The sequence below is a fragment of the Mucilaginibacter sp. SMC90 genome (assembly GCF_022811725.1).
GTDB lineage: Bacteria > Bacteroidota > Bacteroidia > Sphingobacteriales > Sphingobacteriaceae > Mucilaginibacter.
Map to the genome: position 1 here is coordinate 4,836,085 of NZ_CP094527.1, position 22,291 is coordinate 4,858,375.

18 protein-coding genes are annotated in these 22,291 nt (G+C 42.9%); all 18 read right to left on the minus strand.

Annotated elements, in window-relative coordinates:
* Positions 1-40: 40 nt before the first annotated feature.
* Complete coding sequence (locus tag MTO98_RS20290) at positions 41-811, minus strand: DUF1080 domain-containing protein (RefSeq protein WP_243480815.1); 771 nt, start codon at positions 809-811, stop codon at positions 41-43.
* 21 nt (positions 812-832) lie between these two features.
* Positions 833-1,708 (minus strand): sugar phosphate isomerase/epimerase, encoded by an 876-nt coding sequence (locus MTO98_RS20295; protein ID WP_243480816.1) that lies wholly within the window; start codon positions 1,706-1,708, stop codon positions 833-835.
* Between the two features lie 50 nt (positions 1,709-1,758).
* Positions 1,759-2,652 carry a hydroxypyruvate isomerase family protein gene (locus MTO98_RS20300; RefSeq protein ID WP_243480817.1) on the minus strand — a complete coding sequence of 298 codons (894 nt, stop codon included), beginning with the start codon at positions 2,650-2,652 and terminating at the stop codon, positions 1,759-1,761.
* Between the two features lie 27 nt (positions 2,653-2,679).
* A complete protein-coding gene (locus MTO98_RS20305; protein ID WP_243480818.1) occupies positions 2,680-3,903 on the minus strand; it encodes a nucleoside permease in 1,224 nt (407 codons plus the stop codon).
* 15 nt (positions 3,904-3,918) lie between these two features.
* Positions 3,919-4,437, minus strand: coding sequence for a c-type cytochrome (locus tag MTO98_RS20310; protein WP_243480819.1), 519 nt, complete (start codon positions 4,435-4,437; stop codon positions 3,919-3,921).
* A gap of 67 nt (positions 4,438-4,504) precedes the next feature.
* Positions 4,505-5,812: a sugar MFS transporter gene (locus tag MTO98_RS20315; RefSeq protein ID WP_243480820.1), complete on the minus strand. Its 1,308-nt coding sequence runs from the start codon at positions 5,810-5,812 to the stop codon at positions 4,505-4,507.
* Positions 5,813-6,256: 444 nt separating this feature from the next.
* Positions 6,257-7,309, minus strand: a complete 1,053-nt coding sequence (locus tag MTO98_RS20320) for a sugar phosphate isomerase/epimerase (protein ID WP_243480821.1) — start codon at positions 7,307-7,309, stop codon at positions 6,257-6,259.
* A 27-nt stretch (positions 7,310-7,336) separates the two neighbouring features.
* Positions 7,337-8,488: a Gfo/Idh/MocA family protein gene (locus MTO98_RS20325; RefSeq protein WP_243480822.1), complete on the minus strand. Its 1,152-nt coding sequence runs from the start codon at positions 8,486-8,488 to the stop codon at positions 7,337-7,339.
* A gap of 147 nt (positions 8,489-8,635) precedes the next feature.
* Positions 8,636-9,202: a gluconate 2-dehydrogenase subunit 3 family protein gene (locus MTO98_RS20330; protein ID WP_243480823.1), complete on the minus strand. Its 567-nt coding sequence runs from the start codon at positions 9,200-9,202 to the stop codon at positions 8,636-8,638.
* Between the two features lie 188 nt (positions 9,203-9,390).
* Complete coding sequence (locus tag MTO98_RS20335) at positions 9,391-10,818, minus strand: Gfo/Idh/MocA family protein (RefSeq protein WP_243480824.1); 1,428 nt, start codon at positions 10,816-10,818, stop codon at positions 9,391-9,393.
* 40 nt (positions 10,819-10,858) lie between these two features.
* On the minus strand, positions 10,859-12,538 hold the full coding sequence (locus tag MTO98_RS20340) for a GMC oxidoreductase (RefSeq protein WP_243480825.1): 1,680 nt from the start codon (positions 12,536-12,538) through the stop codon (positions 10,859-10,861).
* Positions 12,539-12,808: 270 nt separating this feature from the next.
* Positions 12,809-14,524 (minus strand): GMC oxidoreductase, encoded by a 1,716-nt coding sequence (locus tag MTO98_RS20345; protein ID WP_243480826.1) that lies wholly within the window; start codon positions 14,522-14,524, stop codon positions 12,809-12,811.
* A gap of 2 nt (positions 14,525-14,526) precedes the next feature.
* The gene (locus tag MTO98_RS20350; protein WP_243480827.1) at positions 14,527-15,138 is read right to left on the minus strand and encodes a gluconate 2-dehydrogenase subunit 3 family protein; all 612 of its coding nucleotides are present in this window, start codon (positions 15,136-15,138) and stop codon (positions 14,527-14,529) included.
* 184 nt (positions 15,139-15,322) lie between these two features.
* Complete coding sequence (locus MTO98_RS20355; protein ID WP_243480828.1) at positions 15,323-16,237, minus strand: TIM barrel protein; 915 nt, start codon at positions 16,235-16,237, stop codon at positions 15,323-15,325.
* A 17-nt stretch (positions 16,238-16,254) separates the two neighbouring features.
* Positions 16,255-17,784 (minus strand): hypothetical protein, encoded by a 1,530-nt coding sequence (locus MTO98_RS20360; RefSeq protein WP_243480829.1) that lies wholly within the window; start codon positions 17,782-17,784, stop codon positions 16,255-16,257.
* 532 nt (positions 17,785-18,316) lie between these two features.
* Positions 18,317-19,396 (minus strand): fatty acid desaturase, encoded by a 1,080-nt coding sequence (locus tag MTO98_RS20365; protein ID WP_243480830.1) that lies wholly within the window; start codon positions 19,394-19,396, stop codon positions 18,317-18,319.
* Between the two features lie 256 nt (positions 19,397-19,652).
* Positions 19,653-21,557 (minus strand): tetratricopeptide repeat-containing sensor histidine kinase, encoded by a 1,905-nt coding sequence (locus MTO98_RS20370; RefSeq protein WP_243480831.1) that lies wholly within the window; start codon positions 21,555-21,557, stop codon positions 19,653-19,655.
* Positions 21,558-21,609: 52 nt separating this feature from the next.
* The gene (locus MTO98_RS20375) at positions 21,610-22,176 is read right to left on the minus strand and encodes an acyl-CoA thioesterase (protein ID WP_243480832.1); all 567 of its coding nucleotides are present in this window, start codon (positions 22,174-22,176) and stop codon (positions 21,610-21,612) included.
* Positions 22,177-22,291 lie beyond the last annotated feature (115 nt).

The window sequence follows — 22,291 nt, forward strand, 5'->3', positions numbered from 1 at the left end:
ATACCGGAAGGCTTATCATATTTTCAAAATACTGCTTTGTTTACAGCTCTCTCACCCAAATATTGCGGAAGCTAAGCGGCTCGCTTTTATCGCCGTGAGCTTGCAATTTAATTGGCGAAGGGCCATGTTTTTTACCTTCGTACGATGGCTTACCAATGTATTGTGTAGGGCCAAGCAACTCAAAGTTGTTTTCAACCAATACGCCATTGAAAAACACAGTAGCTTTTGCTGGCGACTTTAACGAACCATCTTCGTTAAATACCGGTGCAGTCCAAATCACGTCATAAACATTCCACTCACCTGGTTTACGACCCGGGTTTGCCAATGGGATAGCTTGTTTGTATAAGCTGCCTGCCATACCGTTAACATAAGTTTTGTTTTCATGTGAATCAAGCACTTGCAACTCATAACCATCATCACCTTTGCCTATCGAAGCCAAAAATACGCCGCTGTTACCGCGGGCCTGCCCGCTGCCGGTAATGCTTGCAGGCACTTTCCACTCAATATGCAGTTGGTAATTGGTAAAGGTGCGTTTGGTTTCGATATTACCTGTAGATTTATTTACAGTAAGTACATCGCCCTTAACAAGCCACTGTGCAGGGGTTTTGTCCTGTACAGAAACCCATTCATCAAGCCCTTTTCCGTTAAATAAAACAATAGCATCAGATGGGGCATCGCCTAAGCTTTTGCCGGGGGTAACCACTTTCGGGATTGGTTCCCAAACCTCAGTGTCTTCTGGTTTCGCATTTTGTGCGTTTGCCATAAAGCAGCTACCTGCTAAAAGGGCGGTTAATATTAAAGGATATTTCATCTCTGTTAGGTTTTGATTGGTTTAAACGTGAAGCGTATTTTTCAGATATGAAGCACTTTTAGTGATGCTTACATATGGATCGATATTGGTATAGTTTTCCTGCTCAACAATAAAGTGCTTAATGCCCGCAAGTTTAGCTTTACCTAATATAGTTTTGAAGTCGATATTACCGTTACCTATTTCAGTATTCAGTTCGGCATTGGTTTTATCCCTGTCTTTAACATGCACAAAGGCGAAACGGCCCGGATGTTTTTCAAAAATCTCAACCGGATTTTTACCGGCACGCACTACCCAGTAAATGTCCATTTCCATGGCCACCAATTTAGGGTCGGTGTTGTTTAATACCACATCATAAAATGTAGTATCGCCAACAGGGGCCCATTCAAAGTTGTGGTTATGATAACCCAGTTTTAAGCCAGATTTTTTAAGGATCTCAGCAATTTTATTCATCTTCTCGGCAACGCCCTTGCAGTCATCAACCGTTTTAATGAAGTTGTGGTTTAAAGCAGGAATAATGATATGTGATTGACCAATAGTATTGGCAACTTCAATATAAGCGTTCAGATCGTCGGTTTTGCCCGATCCTAAATACTCGTCCAAACCGTAGTGACCGCTTGGTGTTGTTAACCCGTTATCTTTTAACAGCTGGCCAAATTCCTTTCCTTTTAATCCCCAATAACCTGTTTCCCTGTTAAAGCCAAAGGTTTCAACTTCGTTATAACCGGCTTTTGCAACCTGTGCAATAACGCCTTTTACATCTTTGGGTAATTGATCGCGCAGGCTATACAATTGCAGGCCCACTTTATTTGAAGCTTTCGCCGATACCAACTTAGGTGCTATCAATGCACCTGCTGCCATTAATCCGGCTTGTGCTAAAAATGTTCTTCTGGTTGTCATGTATTTGTTTTTTTAGTTTAGCTTTTTAGAGTGATAAGGTGATGTAAGGTTTAAACATCACAAATATGCACCGCTTTTTTAAGTGAAGCTATTTTGTCTTTTTGCTTTGGAATAAACTCCTGGGCTACAAAACCCTTATGCCCAACTTCAACAATGGCACGCATAATAGCCGGGTAGTATAGCTCCTGCGTTTCATCAATTTCGTTACGGCCAGGAACACCGCCCGTGTGATAATGAGCAATGTACTGGTGATTAGCACGGATGTTACGGATCACATCACCCTCGTCAATCTGCATGTGATAAATATCATAAAGCAGTTTAAAGTTTTCAGAACCAAGCCTGCGGCAAAGTTCGGCACCCCACTCTACCCTGTCGCACTGGTAATCTTTATGGTCAATTTTGCTGTTCAGCAATTCCATAACCAATACAACATTATGTTTTTCGGCAAGGGCAACCATAGGTTTAAGCCCCTCAACGCAATTGTTCCAGCCTTCCTCATCAGTTTTACCACGACGGCTGCCGCTAAAACAGATCAGGTTTTTATAACCGGCTTCGGCAACCAGTGGAATCATTTTGGTATAATTTTCATGCAGTTTGGCATGAAATTGTTTATCGCCAAAACCATCGGTAAGGTTAATCTCGGCACCATTGCACATGGATGAGAACAGGCCGTATTTTTTAAGTGTAGGCCAATCTGAAGGGCCAACAAGGTCGATACCTTTTATGCCGATATCTTTTGCGGCAGCGCAAAGCTGATCTACCGTAAAATCGCCGTAGCACCAGCGGCATACAGCATGGTTAATATTGCCTTTGAGTTTATCATCAGCCTGCATATTTTTCTCAGTTTCGGTGGTAAATGAAGATAATACGCCCGACGCTCCTATAGCGGCCGTGCCTGCGATCATGCTTTTAATAGCCGAGCGCCTGTTTTGATTTGATGCCATTGGTTATATTTGGGTTTGTGCAGATAATTATACAGTCTTTTCCCTTTTTTCTTTAAACGTCAGGAAGAACAACAGGAATACAGCCGCCGCAATTGAAGCAGGTATCAGCCAAATCATTTTCCAATCGTGACCTGCCGGGCCGTTATAGCTATCAGATATTTTACCGGCTACGTAAAAGCCAATCAGCATACCAACACCATAAGTAGCAAGGGTGATCATACCCTGTGCCGCGCTTTTGTATTGTACACCAGCTTTCGAATCGGTATAGATTTGACCAGATACAAAGAAAAAGTCATAACAAACGCCGTGAAGCGCCAAACCAATGATAAGCATAAAGCTCAGATCACCCGCGTTACCGTAAGCGAACAAAACGTAACGTAAAGCCCAGGCCAGCATACCAACAAGTATTGTCCACTTAAAGCCTGCCTTTTTAAAGAAAATAGGCAAACAAAGCAGGAACAATAATTCTGATACCTGCCCGATGGTCATTTTACCGGTTGGGTCGTCAATTTTTATGGCAGTAAGAAAACTATTGGCATTCTGGTAATAAAATGCCAAAGGAATACAGATCAATATTGAAGCCACAAAGAAGATTGCGAAGTTTGGATCCTTAAGCAATTTTAACGCATCTAAACCAAGTACCTGGCTAATGCTTACCTTTTCACCTTTAGCAACTTTTGGTGGCGTTGCAGGCAGAGTAAAGCTGAACAATCCCAAAACCGCTGATGCTATACCGGCCATCAGGAAGGTATTTTTCAACATACCTCTGCTTATTCCACCAGGTGAATCCCAGTGAAAAATGAAACTGATAAGCAAACCGGCCACGATCCAACCAGCTGTACCAAAAACCCGTATAGATGAAAACTCCTTTTCAGGATCTTTCATTTGGTTAAAGGAAACCGAGTTTACCAATGCCAGCGTTGGCATATAAAGCACCATATAACCTAACACATAAGGATAAAATACAGAAACATCGGCAGCCGAGTACATTTGATACATCAACGCAGCGCCTACGAGGTGCAATACACCTAATATTTTTTCGGCATTAAAATATTTATCGGCAATCAGGCCAATAATGAAAGGAGCGATAATAGCGCCCCATGATTGTGTAGAAAACACTTGGCCAGATTGTGCGCCTGTAGCATGCAGTGTATGCTCTAAAAAAGTACCTAAAGTTACGAACCATGCGCCCCAGATAAAGAATTCCAGGAACATCATGAACGATAGTTTTGATCTTATCCCTATGGTCATGAAAATTTTATTTGATTATTTTTTTAATGATAAAATGTATTTTACAATTTCTTTGGCATCGCTTTCAGGCAATGAAGGGTGCGGGGTCATGGCAATATTACCCCAGTTACCGCTGCCACCGCTGATGATCTTTTTAGCAAGCATTTCGATGTTGGCATCTGAAGCATCATATTTTTTAGCTACCTCTTCAAATGCAGGACCGATAACTTTGGTATCAACTTTGTGACACGTGCTGCAATCTAATGTTGCCATTAATTTTTCGCCTGTTGATGAACCTGCAGAACCACCTGCCGATTCGGTACCTGTTTTTGCTACAACTGTATCAGCATTAGCATCGGCAGCTTTTGCGCTTTGGTTTACTCCGTTGGTGCTATCACTGCCACCAGTGTTTTTTGATGAATTTCCGCCGCAAGCAGCAAACGACGCACTGATACAAAGAATAACGAATACTTTTTTCATAAAAGTTGAATTGTGGTTTTTGATGATAACCTTGCCGAAAATCTGCTCCTTAGCAAAGCTCCTGCTGTTTTTCATCACGTAATTTTAATTGGGTTGGTTAATCAGGCGAAAATTACAACTTTTTATCATAAATAAAACCCCATTAAACCGATATAGCGCCTAATGAAGTAGTTTTTTTACGTGAGCGCATGTAAATTACCAGGCCTACAAATGCAATGATTAATACAACCGGAATTATCAGGGTAGTATTTAGCACTTCCGGGCCCGCAGCCGATCGTGCAGCGTCAAACGCCTTTGCCATCTCCGAGCCTGCCGGGGCCGAGCGGTAAGTATCTAAATTTGCTCCTGCCGGTAATTTTGAAACCATGATATTATCATAAAAGCCCCCCATGAACATCATATAAACAGATACGCCAAACATACCGGCTCCGCCCATCAGGTTTAAACCCACAGCACCTGTACGGGGCAGGTTTTCGGCCACAAAACCAATCATGCATGGCCAAAAGAAAGCTACGCCCAGGCCAAATACTACAGCCGCAAAATAAATGGCGTCGCCATGAAGGTGTACCATCAGGTAAATACCCAATGCTGATAAAATAGCCGAGATCAGTAATACCCCCTGCGGTGCCAAACGGTGTACAATTGGGCTTGCAAATGCGCGGCCCAATACCTGTACCGAAGCAACGAAGGTTAAAATGAGTATGGCATTATCTGTAACTGTTTTGAATAAAACGTCTGTCCATTGGTTGGTAAACAATTCGGTAATGGCAGTGCCAAACATGCAAATGATCATGAACAGGAACAACGGATTGACCAATGCCATATACATATCCTCGGTACTTACACCGGCCGATACGCGTTCGGTAACAGGGAAATCTAATTTTGAGAACAGATAACCGTAAGCGATAGTCGGGATCAGCATCAAGGCAATTTCTACCTGCGAGATCCAGTAGGGTTTTGGCGATACGCCATGAGCCAAAGCAGTATCCAGCCCGAATACTATTAAGGTACCTATTACGATACCTGCCGGGAACCAGAGGTGAAAGTGGTTAAGCTTTGTTGTTTTATTATCGGTATATAGTGAAGCCACAAGCGGGTTACAGGAAGCCTCGACAGTGCCATTAGCTATACCGATCATTAAGGTAGAGAGGAACAGCGTCCAGTAGCCATTGGCAAAAATGGTAAGCAGGATCCCCACCAGGTGAAATACAAAAGCTGATACCAGCAGTTTTTTCATCCCGATGATATCTACAATAAAGCCCCCTATAATGATGGCCAGTGGAAACCCCCAAAACGCGGTTGCCGCTATGGTACCTAATTGAGAAGCATTAAGGTGAAATCTTACACCCTGATCGTTCAGGATGCCGGCACGGATACCGAATGACAATGAAGTTACCAGCAATGACAGGCAGCTTGCCCTGAATAGCTGTGCACGGTTAATAGTTTGCATTTTAAATTATTTAGGTTATGATAATAATTGGTTAATTGGCTGTATCAAAATGCATTTCGCTGACGGTTTATTTCAGCGTTTTTCCTGCTTTGTGAATCCCATCTTCACGAGGCCGGGTAATAAATTAAATAACGAATACCACTTGCAATCATTTGTAATGAGTGCTTAATATGGTTTGGCGATTGTATCGCCTGTCGCGTTACAAACGCGAAGCAACGTTACGCACTCGTTAAAAACGAGCGCGAGATGAAAAATTTTGTCATGCTGAGAAACGAAGCATCTTCTTCGCTCTGTATAGCCGCTCTGCTTCTTGAAGAAGATCCTTCGCTATCGCTCAGGATGACAAAATTTAAGAGTCATGCCGAACTTGTTTCGGCATAACTTTTTTTTAATGCTAAATCATTCAATAAATCCGAAATCGAAAATCTCAATTCCGAAATCAAACTATATTCCTAACGTTTTCCTGTTGAAAGCATCATCAGAACCTGATGCTGCGAAATCATCAAAAGCACGTTCAGTTACACGAATAATATGATCTTTGATGAATTGGGCGCCTTCTCTTGCACCGTCTTCCGGATGTTTAAGCGCGCATTCCCATTCAAGCACGGCCCATCCTTTAAAATCATATTGTGTTAATTTGCTGAAAATCGATTTAAAATCAACCTGTCCGTCGCCCAGCGAACGGAAACGACCGGCACGGTCAACCCAGTTCTGGTAGCCACCGTAAACACCCTGGCGTCCGGTTGGGTTAAACTCCGCATCTTTAACATGAAACATCTTAATACGCTCATGATACAGGTCAATATACTCCAGGTAATCAAGACACTGCAATACAAAGTGCGATGGATCATACAGTAAGTTAGCACGTTTATGGCCTTTTACATGATCAAGGAACATTTCGTAGGTGATACCGTCATGCAGGTCTTCGCCCGGATGTATCTCATAGCAAAGGTCGATTCCGTTTTCTTCGTAAACATCCAAAATCGGTGTCCAACGTTTAGCTAATTCTTCGAAAGCGGTTTCAACAATACCAGCAGGACGTTGAGGCCATGGGTATACCATAGGCCAAAGCAGCGCACCGCTAAAAGTAACCGACGCATTCAAACCTAAATTTTTTGAGGCTTGTGCAGCATATTTTAATTGCTGAACGGCCCATTTCTGCCTTTCGGCCGGATTGCCACGTAAATGTTCGGGCGCGAAACCATCAAACAAAGTATCATAAACCGGGTTTACAGCCACCAGCTGACCTTGCAGGTGAGTTGAAAGTTCTGTAATTTCTAATCCGGCGGCATTAACAATTCCTTTAATTTCGTCAGCGTAAGTTTTGCTTTCGGCGGCTTTTTGCAGATCGATAAAGCGTGCATCAAGCGTTGGCAATTGCACACCTTTGTAACCCAAACCTGCTGCCCACTGGCAAATTGATTCAAGGCTGTTAAATGGTGCCGTATCTCCTATAAACTGTGCTATAAATATGGCAGGTCCTTTTATAGTGGTCATGTTTTTTTGATTTAAATAGATGATGAATTAAATAGTGAAATCAGTCCATTTGGTATCCGATTTACCTGATGCTATCACATTTTCGATAAAGGCCATTCCGCGAACACCCTCTTCGATACCAGGGAAATCCAGTTCTTCAGGAGTAGCCTCTTTACCTTCCAAACCGGCTTTTACTGTTAAAGCAAAGTTACGGTACAGGTTGGCAAACGCTTCCAAATACCCTTCCGGGTGACCGGCAGGTGTACGGGTGTTATGCTGCGCAAATGAGCTGGTATACCCACCGCCTGTACGCCAGGTTTCGGCAGGTTTATCGGTATACATTACAGTTAGTGAGTTGGCATCGCTCTGATGCCATTCTAAACCACCCTTTTCACCGTAAACCCTGATCTTTACATTATTTTCCTCACCGGCAGCAATCTGGGTAGCTGTTAACACTCCGCTTGCACCATTGTTGAATTTCAATAGCGCAGCGCCATCATCATCAAGTTTGCGACCTTCAACTACGATGTTGATATCAGCGCAAATTTTAGTAACCTCCAAACCGGTAACATATTCGGCCAGGTTAAAGGCGTGCGTGCCTATATCGCCCATAGCACCTGCAATACCGCTTTTACCCGGATCGGTGCGCCATGATGCTTGTTTGTTATCTTCTCCTTCTAAAAATGTGCTTAACCAGCCCTGCGGATACTCAACATAAACTTTTTTAACAGTACCAATAGCGCCTGCTTTTATCAGTTGTTTTGCTTCCTTAACCATAGGGTAACCGGTGTAAGTATGTGTAAGGCAAAACAGTTTACCTGAGGCTTTCACCACTTTTTCCAGTTCTTTGGCTTCTTCAAGCGAAAAGGTCATCGGTTTATCAAGCACAACATGGAAACCGTTTTCCAATGCCATTTTGGTTGGGGCAAAATGTACATGGTTAGGGGTTACGATACTGATCACCTGAACACGTTCGTTCTCGGGCAGTTGCTTTTCCTTTTCAATCAGTTCCTGGTATGAGCTGTATGAGCGGCTTGCAGGTAAGCCAAGTAAAAGGCCGCTGGCTTGTGATTTTTCGGCATTGCTGCTAAAAGCGCCGCAAACCAATTCATACTCGCCATCAATACGGGCTGCTATTCGGTGTACAGCGCCAATGAAGGCACCTTGCCCGCCGCCAATCATTCCTAATCTTAATTTCATTTGTTTTTGTTGGGGTTGATGTTTTTTGACTAAAGGCTTCTCAATCGATTGTATACATCAAAAACAGCATTACATGATAATGCTGTTTTTGATAATAATTTCATTGGACTTAAAGCCAAAGGTAAGATCAATTGATATCGCAATTTTTTAGGTTGCCCAGGCTTTATCGCCTTTTTTGTATGTTACGTTACCATCGTACTTACCCGGAACGGCAATATAACGTAAGGCCTGTGTAGCACCTGGTTTTGAAGTGAAGAATCCCAGCAGGGTCAATTCTTTCAGCATTCTGAAATAATGGTTTGGATCTTCGGGCTTTTTGTTTTTGGTATAGTCTTTTTGTTCTTTGTCAAGCTCGGTTAACAACTGGGTACGTTGCTCCGGAGTAGCCTCCAAAAACTTTTTACCGAATTTTTTGTCGCTTGCATCGTTCAGGTCTTTTAAACCTTTGGTAAATATCTTTTGATCATCAGCAGTATAGCAATCCTGAACCATAACAGTCATAAACTTGCCAACTTCGGCTGCTTTAGCACCCGGAGATGATGTTGCAGGCAAAATGGTTTCGCCTATTTCATCCATCAGGGCCACATCATCCTGCGTAAAAAGATCGTTTACTTTTGGCGAAGATGGTTTACATCCGGAGATGAAGAACTCGGCGCCGATGATGGTACCGCCAAGGATCAAACCTACCCTGCCTATCGCTTCTCTTCTATTCATAAATTAATTATTGATTTAGTGAATTAATGAATTAGTGATTTAGATTATTGATGAATTAGCGAATTAGTGAGTTAGTGATTTTTAATTCACTTAATCGCTAATTCATTAATTCGCTAATTAGCATTAGTAAATTAGTGAACGCAACTTTTCAATCACTAATTCACTAACTCACTAATCCACTAATTAGTTTATGCTTTTAACACGAAACCTTCACGGTAATCGCGTTTAATGTATTGGTTAACAGCATCAAAGTTGGTAACTTTCATTGCCTGGTTATCCCAAACAAGTTTTACCCTGCCGCCTTGCAGCTCATGACCGCGCACCGCAAGGTTAGCCATCAATAATGCCTCAGTAAGCGGACCAGCTTTATCAAACGATGAGCTTAATTCTGTTTTACCGTAACCGGCAATACATCCTTCAACCCATTGTGCATAGTGACCATCGGCACCACCAGGTACGCGTTTCCATTTTTGCGGAGCTTTCGCGTCTTTGGTTAATGATTTTGGCAGCAATGTTGGGGCATCAGAGTAAGTACTTGCAAACATTTTTCCTTTAGTACCGATAAATAATGTACCGTTACCTTCTTCGCCACCAAACCTTTCACTTGCTAACAGTTCCACAGGCCTTTCAGGCTGGATACCACCGTCCATCCAGTGCAGGGTAACATCACCCTTAGTTTTTTCAGTTTTAGGGAAGGTTAACGTAATGTGGCTTGACGGAGGACAGCTTTCAGGGAAGTGACCTTCTTTAAACTCATCTACATAAACACTACCAACGCTGGCTTGTACATCTTTTGCATATTGGATACCCAACACGCGGAAAGGCGCTTCAACCAGGTGACAGCCCATATCGCCAAGTGCACCGGTTCCGTAATCCCACCAGCCGCGCCAGTTAAATGGTACCAGTTTATCAACGTAATCTTTTTTAGGTGCTGTACCCAACCACAGGTCCCAATCAAGTTCTTTAGGGATATTTTGCTGTGGCGGCGGCCATGCAATACCTTGCGGCCAAACCGGACGGTTTGTCCAGCAATAAACGGTGTGCACATCACCAATCAAATCGGCATCATACCACTCTGAAAGTAAGCGTGTGCCATCGTTTGATGAACCCTGGTTACCCATTTGGGTTACCACTTTATATTTCTTGGCAGCCTCGGTTAACATACGGGCTTCCCAAATATCATGGGTTAAAGGTTTCTGAACATAAACGTGCTTGTTCAACTGCATTGCGTTGTAGGTGATGATAGCATGGTTATGATCGGGCGTTGAAACCGATACGGCATCAAAATGCTTGTGCTCTTTGTCAAACATTTCGCGCCAGTCTTTATAATACTTTGCTTTAGGGAAATCGCCGCGTGTTTTGGCCGACCTTCTGTCGTCCACATCGCATAAGAAAGCGATTTCAGCTTTACCGCTTTTGTAAAAGTTAGCGATATCACTTTGGCCCTTACCACCTGCACCAACGCCGGCAATTAACAATTTATCGCTCGGGGCGATGAAGCCTTTACCACCTAATACGTGGCGCGGAACGATCATAAAGCCAGCTGCTGCAATAGCGCTGCTTTTAAGAAACTGCCTTCTCGACGGATTAGGGGTTTTGTCCTTTTCTTCAGTCATGGGTGTTTTTTTGTTATAGGTTGTTTTTATGTGATAGTGATTAAATTTCGCCTTTTTTAAGTGCATCAACAGCGTAGTTAGCTGCACGGGCAGTTAACGCCATGTAAGTAAGTGACGGATTTTGGCAAGCCGCAGATGTCATACATGAACCATCGGTAACAAATACGTTCTTGGCATCCCAAACCTGGTTCCACTGGTTCAACACTGAAGTTTTTGGATCGCGGCCCATACGTGCAGTACCCATTTCGTGAATGCCACGACCAAGGAACGGATTGGTGTTAGAAGTTTGTACATCCTTACAACCAATTGCTTCCAGCATTTCCTTGCCGTCTTTTTCCATGTCGATGCGCATTTTCAGCTCGTTTTCTTTCAACTCTGCATCAATGGCAACAACCGGTAGGCCCCATTTATCCTTCTTGGTTTTATCGATAGTTACTTTGTTATCGTGGTAAGGTAATGTTTCGCCAAAAGCGCCCATACCTACATGCCATAAACCCGGCTCGGTTAATGCATCTTTATATGCTCCGCCAATATTTAATTCGGCAATATCACGGCCCCAGCCTTCACGGCTTGCCGAACCCTGGTAACCAAAGCCACGAATGTAATCGCGCTTTTCGCCGTTAAGGTTACGGAAACGAGGAATATAAAAACCATTTGCACGACGACCGAAGTAATATTTATCCTCATAGCCTTCAAATCTGCCCGAAGCACTAACGTTCAAGTGGTGGTCCATCAGGTTGTGGCCCAACTCGCCGCTGCTGCTGCCCAAGCCGCCTTCCCAAACATCGGTAGCCGAATTCATCAGGATCCATGCAGAGTTGATGGTTGAAGCATTCACAAATACGATCTTAGCAAAGTATTCGTAAGTTTTGTTGGTTTCTGCATCCAATACCTCAACACCTTTTGCTTTTTTAGTGTCTTTATCGTACAAAATTTTGGTAACGATAGACCAAGGGCGTACTGTTAAGTTACCGGTAGCCATAGCCGCAGGTAAAGTAGCAGATTGTGTACTGAAATAAGCACCAAACGGACAGCCTAACCAGCATTTGTTACGATACTGGCAGTTAGTACGGTTGTTATGTGGCACAGTGATATTAGCGGTACGGCCAATGATCATGTGACGTGCTTCTTTATAATATTCTTTTAAACGTTTTGCAACGTCCTTTTCAACCACGTTCATTTCCATTGGCGGCATAAAATCGCCATCAGGAAGGATTGGTAAACCATCTTTATTACCCGAGATACCGGCAAACTGCTCGGCATAGCTATACCATGGAGCAATATCTTTATAACGGATAGGCCAGTCAACAGCGATGCCATCTTTTAAGTTAGCTTCAAAATCAACATCGGCCCAGCGGTATGACTGGCGTCCCCACATTAATGAACGGCCGCCTACGTGATAACCACGAAACCAGTCAAACCTTTTGATCTCTGTGTAAGGACTATCCTTATCACTTGCCCAATAGTCAAGGTTGGTCTCATTTAAGGGGTAGTCGCGCTTAAGAACAGGATAATCCTCGATCATTTTTTGAGTACGACCACCTCTGTGCGGAAATTCCCACGGATCTTTAGTAGCGTTAACGTAATCTTTAATGTGTTCGATATTACGACCACGCTCAAGCATGATGGTTTTCAAACCCTTTTGTGTTAGTTCCTTGGCAGCCCACCCGCCTGAAATTCCTGAGCCAATGACTATTGCGTCATAAGTGTTTGCAGACATACGAATATTATGGTTAGTTTAATTTGTTTAGTACTTGGTTATCCGGTTAAATGTATGAATAAAATTCATTTTCCAAAATTGCATTGTGTTTTTTTTACACAATGTCCCTTTATCAGTTAGCAGTTTTCGGTTTGCAGTAAGCAGTTACCAGTTGGCAGTTCTCTGTTTGCAGTTCGCGCTGATTAAATTAATAATCTATCCTTTTTTAGCTGCAAACAGCCAACTGATTACTGCAAACTGAAAAGCAAACTGTCCACTCAAAACTGCAAACTACAGGTTTCCCTTTTTCATCTCGCTCATGGCATAGTCAGCCGCCCTTGCCGTAAAGGCCATATAAGTCAACGACGGATTTTGGCACGAGGTTGAGGTCATGCAAGCTCCATCGGTAACAAATACGTTTTTAACACTGTGCACCTGGTTCCACTTATTCAATATAGATGTTTTAGGATCGTTACCCATGCGGGCACCACCCATTTCGTGGATATCTAATCCGGGGGCACGCCTGTCTGTACTGGCTTTGATGTTAGTAAAGCCGGCACTGGTGAACATCTCGGTTAACTGCTCCACATAATCCTTCTTCATCTTTTCATCGTTATCATCATAATCTATATTCATTTTAAGCAATGGCACACCCCAGGCATCTTTTTGCTTATCATCCAAACTTACAAAGTTACTCTCCTTCGGAATAGTCTCTCCCATCATGTGCGAGCCTACGTGCCACGGCCCAAGCTCTTTGTTAGCCAGGTTATCTTTCAAACTACTGCCTACCCCATCCCAGCTACGTTCAGGATACCTGTACGCGCTAAAACCAGATGCATAGCCACGTAAAAAATCGGTTTCCTGCTTGTAAACGTTCCTGAAACGCGGAATATAACCACCACCAGCCGGGTTACGCCCATCGGTTGTCCATTCTTTAGCGCCATCGTACTCGGCACCAATATGGGCAGAGTAATTATGAAACGCCACATACTTGCCCAACACTCCGCTATCATTACCCAAACCATTTGGGAAACGGTGTGATTTGGAGTTTAATAATATCAGGTTGGTGTTTAAGGCCGCTGCATTTACAAATATCACTTTAGCGTGGTATTCAATAGCTTCTTTGGTATTGGTATCAATCACCCTTACGCCGGTTGCTTTACCAAGCTTATCATCATAAATAATAGATTCAACTACCGAGAATGGCCTCAAAGTGGCATGACCAGATTTTAAAGCCCACGGAATAGTGGTTGCGTTGGCGCTAAAGTAACCACCGAATGGACAGCCCCGCTCGCAGATAGTGCGCCTTTGGCATTGTACACGGCCCTGATCCAGATGGATCTGGTTAGGGGTTGATAAGTGCGCGCAACGTGCGCTGATCACATAGCGGTTTTTATAGGTGCTTTTCACGTGATCTCTAAAATATTCCTCAACGTTGTTTAACGGAAACGCCGGTAAAAACTCGCCGTCGGGCAATTCGGCAATACCATCCCTGTTTCCTGAAATACCTGCAAACTTCTCAACATAGCTGTACCATGGCGCAATATCTTTATAGCGGATAGGCCAGTCTACAGCAAAACCGTCGCGGGCAGGGCCTTCAAAGTCAAATTCGCTCCAGCGCTGGGTTTGACGCGCCCACAGCAGGGATTTACCACCAACCTGGTAACCACGGATCCAATCAAAAGGTTTATCCTGGATGTACGGATGCTCGGCATCTTTTACAAAAAAATGCGCAGCGCTTTCTCCAAATGCGTAACAACGGTTTACTATAGGGTTGGCTTCCTGAACACTCATTGGCAATTCGCCCCGGTGCTCAAACTCCCATGGGTACATATTGGTGGTAGGATAATCCTTAATGTGTTTAACATCGCGGCCCCGTTCCAGTATCAGTGTCTTTAATCCTTTATCAGTAAACTCTTTAGCAGCCCATCCCCCGCTCATGCCCGAGCCAATTACTATCGCGTCGAATGTGCGTTCCTTAACGCTGTCGATATTTAAATTAGCCATTACTATACCGCTTGCTTTTGTTTGTAAGGGAAATGCGCGTTGTACCTGCCCGGCACAAGCTCATAAACCACTATGTTGGTCATGAAATATTTTGAATTGGTATAACCGTTTATGGTTTGTCTTTTTACTATGCTGTAAAACCTTTTAAGTTCGGGCGAATACTTGCCCGCCGGCGGAGCAGCCGGAGCAGTATTTTTTTGCTGGATATTTTTCTTTGCAGCTTCCTCTTCTGCTTTGCCTTCTTTTTCTATATCCAGCAAAAATACTTCCCTCGTTTTAGTATCAAGCTGATTAAACGTTTTACTATATATTTTTTGCGACTGATCGGTAAAATGACCCATACCGGTTATAAATGCCTGCTGATCTTCCTTTTTATAGCAATCATCTAACATCTTCAACACAAATAAATGCAGCTGCAGGTCCTTGGCACCCTGCGTAGTTGTTTTAGGGATAAAGGTTTCCGCTACGTCACCTATCAGTTGCTCCTGATCGGCTGTGATATCGATATTTTTAAGTGCAACCTTCGACTTTGCCTTGTTCTGCGAACAAGCCGGGAGCAATGCTGCCCCTCCTACTATCAAAGCCAGGTTTTTAATGACGGTGCGCCGGTCCATTGTTTAAACTAAATTGTTTTAGCGAAGCCTATTTTATCGTCCTTAGTATTTTACTTATTAAACAGATAAAGGGTGAGGCTTACTTATGATCTATAACGTAGTTCCAAACTTAATAATTACAATTTAAAATCAAAGTCTGGAAAAATTTTAATTCTTCACGAAGGTGTAAGTTAGCTTTATACTATCAATAGCCCCATTTTTTCATGATTTGTAAATCAATTTTTACACAATCGATTGGGTCTTTGCCCTGGTATGCCTCCTGCTCAATAATGAACAGTGAAGTGCCACCTTTTTTAGCCCCGGCTTTCACGATATCCCTAACAGGCAAAATCCCGGCACCTAAAATGGTACTTTCGGTATCGTCACCATCATGTGGAGGTACTTTAATTTCGTCTTTCACATGCATCGACTGGAACCTTCCGGGATATTTGTTGATAAACTCAAGGGCTTTGCCACCGGTACTGAACATATTGCCAATGTCTATCTGCTGGGCCACCAATGCCGGGTCGGTATTTTGGATGATATAATCATAAAGGGTGATATCGCCCACTTTGGTGCTGATTTCAAAGTTGTGGTTATGATAACCAAACATCATTGATGATTTTTTACACAATTCACCGCATTTGTTAAACTGCTCCATTGCACGTTTCAGGGCATCGGTGTCGGTACGTACCTTTTCATCAAGCCATGGGCTTATCACAAATTTTTGCCCCATTGTGGCGGCGTCTTCAACAGTGTATTTCCAGGCATCGGTAAAATCGTTTTTTGAAACATCCCAATGCTGGGCAGTCATAACGGTATGGCCGCTTGGCATTTTCAGGTCAAGATCAGTCAGGATCTTTTTAAACTCTTTGGCATTGTAGCCATAAAACTTCCTGTCGACATAATTAGCATGCTCCACGTGGGCATAGCCGGCATCAGCTATCTTTTTAAGCGTTCCCTGCGGATCTGCTTTCATGGCATCGCGTACACTGTAAAGCTGTACCCCTACCCGCTTCAGTTTATTATCAGTTGCTGCAAATAAGCTATCAGGAAGCAAAGCGGCACCGGCTACGGCCATGGCCCCGGTTTTTAAAAATGATCTGCGTGATGTGTGCATGGTTTTACGTTTTAAGGTTATTTAGCTATTGGGAATACAGGAAATAATAGATCAGAATTACTTACAAAGGCCAGGTGCTTACTATCCGGTGCCCATGACGGGGTATTGATGGTACCCTGCCCACCGTATAAATAAGCAACCACTTTTGATGCACCGCCTTCAACCGGCATTACCCTTAAATATACATGTTTATAAAATGGGTGATCGCCGGGCGCAACTTCGCTTTTAAGAAAAGTAATGTATACTATCCATTTACCATCGGGCGAAATATGTGGAAACCAGTTGTTATAATCATCATTGGTAAGCTGGGTTTGCTCACTGCCATCGGCTTTCATACGCCAAACCTGCATCAAGCCGCTGCGTACCGAGTTAAAGTAAATGTACTTGCCATCCGGAGAATATTCGGGCCCGTCATCAAGGCCCGGAGTATTGGTAAGCCGCTCTTCAGGACCGCCAGCAGCCGGGATACGGTAAACGTCAAATTCCTTATTTCGCTCGCCGCAAAAAACGATGTATTTTTTATCGGGCGACCAGCCATGCATATAGCTTGCCCCGTGCCCGGTTTGTGTTACACGGGTAGCTTCGCCCCCGGCAGATGATACGGTGTACCCTATAGAAGGGCCGCCGTCTCCGCTGCTGATAGCAAGCATTTTGCCGTCAAAAGAAAGCACATGATCATTATTGTTGTTTTTAGCGATGCCGGTATTTAGTACCGTTGGTGTGTGCGATTTAAGATCGAATTTGTACAGCGAGCCTTCGCTGTTGTAAATAAGCGACTTGCTATCAATCGTCCAGTTTGGTGCCTGAATAGATTTTGGCGATTGATAGATCACTGTAGTATTCTGGCTGGCCAGGTCAAGCAGTTCGATAGCGCTTCCTAAATATTGTTTATAAGGGACCAATGTGGCTGGCGCAGGCGTAACTATCCGCACGTTGTTAAATAGCGCTTTTTCGGTAACATCGGCATTGTGCGAGCAAATGAAAATACCTACATAAACTTCATCGCCCAAATCAAGATCGGTTACCTCTTCACTCACAAACAGATCGCCTTTGCGGGCTACCGACATGGTATACGTATTTCCTTTACGTTCCAGCTGGATTACATCAGCGGCTGTGATAGATGCTTTCTTTTCTTCGGTTATACCACTTATCGCTTTACGGTATTGAAGTGAAGTTAAACCGTCGCCGTGCACAACGGCATTGATATGTTTTGAATTTGAATCGAGCGTACTGCGCACCATTAGTCCAACCTTGCGATGGGCTTCAACGCCCTTGCCTATGAAAGCAGCATTGGTGCGGAGGATGAAATCGCCTTTCATCTTTTTCCACACAAAATGAAAATCATCATGTGTAGCCCAGATGTTTTGGCCCGAACCGGTTAAGGTGTATTGCTGTAGTTTGGCATCATATACCCCGCTTCCCGGATGTTTGACCGTACCTACATCGGTTTGCCCGTCAAAGATACCCGGTCCCTGGGCATTAACCCGGAACGAAAACAAAGCAAGGCAAGCCATGCATAACACAACGTTTAATATTTTACAGCGCATTGGTTTTGGTGTTTAGTGTACACTATAATTGGTTCCACTAAAGGTATATAATCAATTTGCAATTAAGATAGTACTATTTTAACAATTCTCCACATTTTTAAGATCTAACCAGATTTTTACAAAGTGTAATTTTAACACCTTGCAGGGCGATCTGTTGTAAAAAACGGTGGCTCGATTTCATCCGGCACGCAAGGCATAGAAGATGTGTGCTTTTGCTGGTGGTAACATCGTGGCTGTTAACCCAGGCAATTAATTGAATAAAGGATTTTAAAATCCCCTCTCGAGAGCGCGCGCGGAGGAACGAGAGTAGGCAGGGGTGTGTTATACAAGCGATAAGCCGCACGTAGAATAACACACCCCTCCACCCCTCTCAAGAGGGGAATCGCACAACCCCTCGCTTTTGAGGAGTTTTTCACTTTAAGTTAAGGACAATGGTGGCAGTACTAACAACGGTATAAATCCCCCATCAATAAAAAAAACCATAGCGATTGTCTCGCTATGGCCTTCCATATATAAATATTATAAAATCAGCTTACTCCGCAGCTACCAATACTTTAGCGTCATCGGCAACCAATACCGCCACCGGTACAATAACAGGCGCAGGAGTACAGTACTCTTTCAAAAAATCAGCTTTTGAGTCGCGGTACGAGCTTACGGCTCCCAGCATGCTCATCATTTTTATATAGCACCAGGCCAGGTCAAACTGATATGGTTTAAAGCCAGAGCGGGCACTTTTAGGATACAGGTGGTGGTTGTTATGCCATTCGCCAGCCACATAACCTGGCCATAGCTGATTGATTGACATATCCTCGCGGTTATGGTCGATGCCTTCGCGGCGCATATCTTTTCCTTTACCGTGGCCTTCATAGTTAAATGTACGTACGCCAACTGCCCAAATACCGGCAGAACCAAATACGGCACAAGCCAGTGCAGGGCCGCCTAAAAGGTAAAAAGCTGTAAACCAAAAACCCCAGTTGAGTATGATCCCAATTATGGTACGTTTTGGATTGGCCAGGGTGCCCCATTTTTGATATTGCTTGTAAGTATTTGTAGTTACCCCTGTATGTTTCATGAGATTAACACATTTTTTATAACAGGCTTCGTCCATACTGCGGGCTATGGGCTGGTGGTTAACATCGGCCAAAAAGCAATACATAAAGCCTCCTTGTGCATTGTACGGATCACCAGGCTTATCTGACAAAGCGTGGTGCACATGGTGCGATACCGCATAGATCTCTTCGGGAATAATTTTAAGCGTAAGATTTTGAGTAAAAAAACGCCAGAATTTATTTTTAAAAGTATAAGCACCATGAGTGCAATACCTGTGATGCCAGATAGTACCATGGGTACCCATAATGATCATACTGTATACAAAGGCTACTATAAGACCAGTGATAGTGAAATACTTAAAAATGAACAGGCCTAAAAACGGCACCAAAGCCACAACCAACGACCAGCTTAAAAACGAAAGCCAGTTCTTTTTATCGCTGAATACATTAAGCCGCTTAAAAAATTCCTTTACAATTTGCTTGTTGGTAGGTTTTGAGAGGTTGCCAAGTTCATCTGTCCAACCATATGCAGGTGGTTCGAGCACAGTGTTTAAAAATGCCATTAAGTTTTGAGAGGTTAGTTAAGAGTGGGGAATGTTTTGTCTATTTTGTCACAATATAGTAAAAAGTACTTATTGCTTATACGTAACAACGGGATAAATAGATTTAAATTACCCAACAAATGATTAAAACTTTTTCAGAATAATTAAATTTCTTTATAGGAAATTATAAAAGTCAATTTCGGCGAGATATTACTTAATAAGAACATCAAGGCGATAAAACAGTTGAATTTAAATAGGAATAATTTTTGTGGAAGTGTCAATCACCTATCAAAGAAAGGCTAAAACTAAAAGTACTGCCCTTGTTTATTTCTGAGTTTACCCAAAGCCTGCCGCCGTTAAACTCAACAAGTTCCTTGCATAAAAACAAGCCGATACCATTGCCTTTTTCGCCGGAGGTACCTGTTGCCGTATATTTAGTATTGAGGTTAAATAAACTAACCAGTTTTTCGGCAGGAATGCCATTACCGGTATCAGCAACGCTTATTATCAAATCGTTGCCATCAACAGCACTTAATAGCGTAATAACACCATTATTACTGGTAAATTTAATGGCATTACTAATCAGGTTACTTAAAACTACTTTGATATGTCTTTCGTCGGCCTGCACGCATGTTCCGGGTAAAGCCTTATTTTTAAAGCTGATATTCTTTTGCTGAAAAAGATAACTGAACGTGCCTTCCATCTCAATGCCAATTAAACCGATATCAACCGCCGATGGCTCATGGTTAACGCCTTTGAGTTGGCTGCCTGCCCATTCAAGCAAATTTGAAAGGGTGAGCTCGGCACCCTGTACTACGGGCTCAATCTCCCTCATCAGTCCCCGTACTTCTGCATCAGTTAAAACACCTGTATTATAAAGGCGCAATATAGAATGCAGGTTGCCAATTGGCGTACGGAGGTCGTGCCCTATAACAGCCAATAACCTATCCTTAAGGCTATTGATACCAGCCAGGTTTACAGACTGCTCTTCTATTAATTCTTTTTGGATAAGTAAAGCTTTGTGCTGCTTACGCATCCGGTTACTTAAAATTCGTTTTTGTTTATAATGATAGTACGTAACCGATAAAGCCAATATTACAATACACAATGCAATGATCAGGGTAATGATTATCGCTTTTTGTAAATGTATTTTTTCGCCGTACTCTTTAGTCTTTTGCTCAACAGCTGCAATAGCGTTAAGACGGCTGTTTAATTCAAAATAACTTTGAATCAGTTCGGTATTTTTACGTTTGTTAGTAGCGTTAAGGCTGTCAAGCGCCTGGGTGTATTTTTTTTGATAAACTAAGGACTGTACTATGTTTTGCTTTTGCTCAAAGCTGTAAGTCATCGTTTTATAAGCCGACGATAAACCATCCATAACACCAATGCTATCAGATAAAGCTGCACCTTTTTTTGCAAGATCAATGGCTTCATCATACCGGTTTAACGAATTGTAAATAACAGCACGTTCAATAAATGATATTGCCCTTAAGCGCTTGTTATTAACCCGGTAGCTCATATTCAAAGCTGTATCTGAATGAGCTATTGCCTGCGTGTATTGTCCTTTTAACCGGTAAGCATTGGCCAGCCTGCTATGTAATATGCAAATAGCCGGCTGGTCGTTCACCGTACGGCTAAGCTGCATGGCAAATTTGGCAAGAGCAATGCCTTTATCATATTGCTTAAGCCTTGCGTAAACAAATGAGCGTTCATTATAAACCTCAGCAAGCATTTTATGATCCTGACCTGCAAATCGCGCGGCTGTATTCAAATTTTTTAATGCCTTGTTATAGTTCTGCAAATCGGTATAAGCCCGGCCTATGGAACTGTAGCAATGAGCAAGTAACAATGGCTTATTTTTGGGCAGATAGGTTAAAGCCGAATTAAAATAAAATAAGCTGATAGGATAATATGATTGGGACCAGTATACATGTCCTAAATTTAGAAAAGCACAGCCCGTGCCCTCGTTATATTTTATTTTTTCCGAAAGCAATAAAGCATGCTCGGCCATTATCCGGCCTTCATGAGGGGCACCAACGTAGGTATCTTCAATAAGCGTGTTAAGGCTATCGATGGTTTTGATCAATGCAGAAAAACTTTTCGGTTCGGTTTTGCCTACTTTTTGAGCATAGGTAGTACCATGCATCAATAACAGCAATAATAAACCTACAGGCCGCCTCATTAGTTAATAGTTTCAAACCGCAATCTAACAATAAACTTTATATACGCAACAACTACCCGGCAACCAGGCAGCGCTCCCCCCGCAGCAGTTCGATACAATGTTCATAGTTATCAGGCATTTGAATCTGTTCAACTTCCTTCATATAACTTTGTTTTATTTCTTTACGGCGGCGCGCCTCTATAAAACGCCTCACCTGCTCGCGGTTTTCGAGTACCAAACCGGGCACTTTGGCCGGCTTGTTAAACTCATCCTTAGCAACCATGGTAAAATAGCTGGTATTGGTATGCTTTACCGAATGGTTTTTGATATTTTCAGAGATCACCCTGATCCCTACCACCAGCGAGGTGTTGCCCACGTAGTTTACCGATGCCATGAGCGATACCAGCTCTCCTACTTCTACCGGCTGTAAAAAATCCACAGTATCGATAGATGCTGTTACACAATAGTTACCCGCATGTTTGGCAGCGCATACATAAGCTACCTTATCCATCAGCGAAAGCAGGATGCCCCCGTGAATTTTACCGCCGAAATTTGAATAAGAAGGGATCATCAGCTCGGTAATGGTGGCCTGTGAAAAAGCCACACTTTTATAACCGTCGATATCAGGTAAAGTGCTCATAAATAATGATAGTATAGTATAAGGTTATGCACTAAAATATAATTTACGCAACATTAACATTACATAAGGTTAAATTGTTAAACCTTTGTTAAACTGAATGGTCAATAGCCTAAAT

Bases quoted from the DNA above. Each gene is read 5' to 3' on its own strand.
- MTO98_RS20365 (WP_243480830.1), bottom strand. From the start codon at position 19,396: ATGGCATTTTTAAACACTGTGCTCGAACCACCTGCATATGGTTGGACA.
- MTO98_RS20290 (WP_243480815.1), bottom strand. From the start codon at position 811: ATGAAATATCCTTTAATATTAACCGCCCTTTTAGCAGGTAGCTGCTTT.
- MTO98_RS20355 (WP_243480828.1), bottom strand. From the start codon at position 16,237: ATGCACACATCACGCAGATCATTTTTAAAAACCGGGGCCATGGCCGTA.
- MTO98_RS20315 (WP_243480820.1), bottom strand. From the start codon at position 5,812: ATGCAAACTATTAACCGTGCACAGCTATTCAGGGCAAGCTGCCTGTCA.
- MTO98_RS20335 (WP_243480824.1), bottom strand. From the start codon at position 10,818: ATGACTGAAGAAAAGGACAAAACCCCTAATCCGTCGAGAAGGCAGTTT.
- MTO98_RS20305 (WP_243480818.1), bottom strand. From the start codon at position 3,903: ATGACCATAGGGATAAGATCAAAACTATCGTTCATGATGTTCCTGGAA.
- MTO98_RS20345 (WP_243480826.1), bottom strand. From the start codon at position 14,524: ATGGCTAATTTAAATATCGACAGCGTTAAGGAACGCACATTCGACGCG.
- MTO98_RS20370 (WP_243480831.1), bottom strand. From the start codon at position 21,557: ATGAGGCGGCCTGTAGGTTTATTATTGCTGTTATTGATGCATGGTACT.
- MTO98_RS20340 (WP_243480825.1), bottom strand. From the start codon at position 12,538: ATGTCTGCAAACACTTATGACGCAATAGTCATTGGCTCAGGAATTTCA.
- MTO98_RS20375 (WP_243480832.1), bottom strand. From the start codon at position 22,176: ATGAGCACTTTACCTGATATCGACGGTTATAAAAGTGTGGCTTTTTCA.
- MTO98_RS20320 (WP_243480821.1), bottom strand. From the start codon at position 7,309: ATGACCACTATAAAAGGACCTGCCATATTTATAGCACAGTTTATAGGA.
- MTO98_RS20325 (WP_243480822.1), bottom strand. From the start codon at position 8,488: ATGAAATTAAGATTAGGAATGATTGGCGGCGGGCAAGGTGCCTTCATT.
- MTO98_RS20310 (WP_243480819.1), bottom strand. From the start codon at position 4,437: ATGAAAAACAGCAGGAGCTTTGCTAAGGAGCAGATTTTCGGCAAGGTT.
- MTO98_RS20330 (WP_243480823.1), bottom strand. From the start codon at position 9,202: ATGAATAGAAGAGAAGCGATAGGCAGGGTAGGTTTGATCCTTGGCGGT.
- MTO98_RS20295 (WP_243480816.1), bottom strand. From the start codon at position 1,708: ATGACAACCAGAAGAACATTTTTAGCACAAGCCGGATTAATGGCAGCA.
- MTO98_RS20300 (WP_243480817.1), bottom strand. From the start codon at position 2,652: ATGGCATCAAATCAAAACAGGCGCTCGGCTATTAAAAGCATGATCGCA.
- MTO98_RS20360 (WP_243480829.1), bottom strand. From the start codon at position 17,784: ATGCGCTGTAAAATATTAAACGTTGTGTTATGCATGGCTTGCCTTGCT.
- MTO98_RS20350 (WP_243480827.1), bottom strand. From the start codon at position 15,138: ATGGACCGGCGCACCGTCATTAAAAACCTGGCTTTGATAGTAGGAGGG.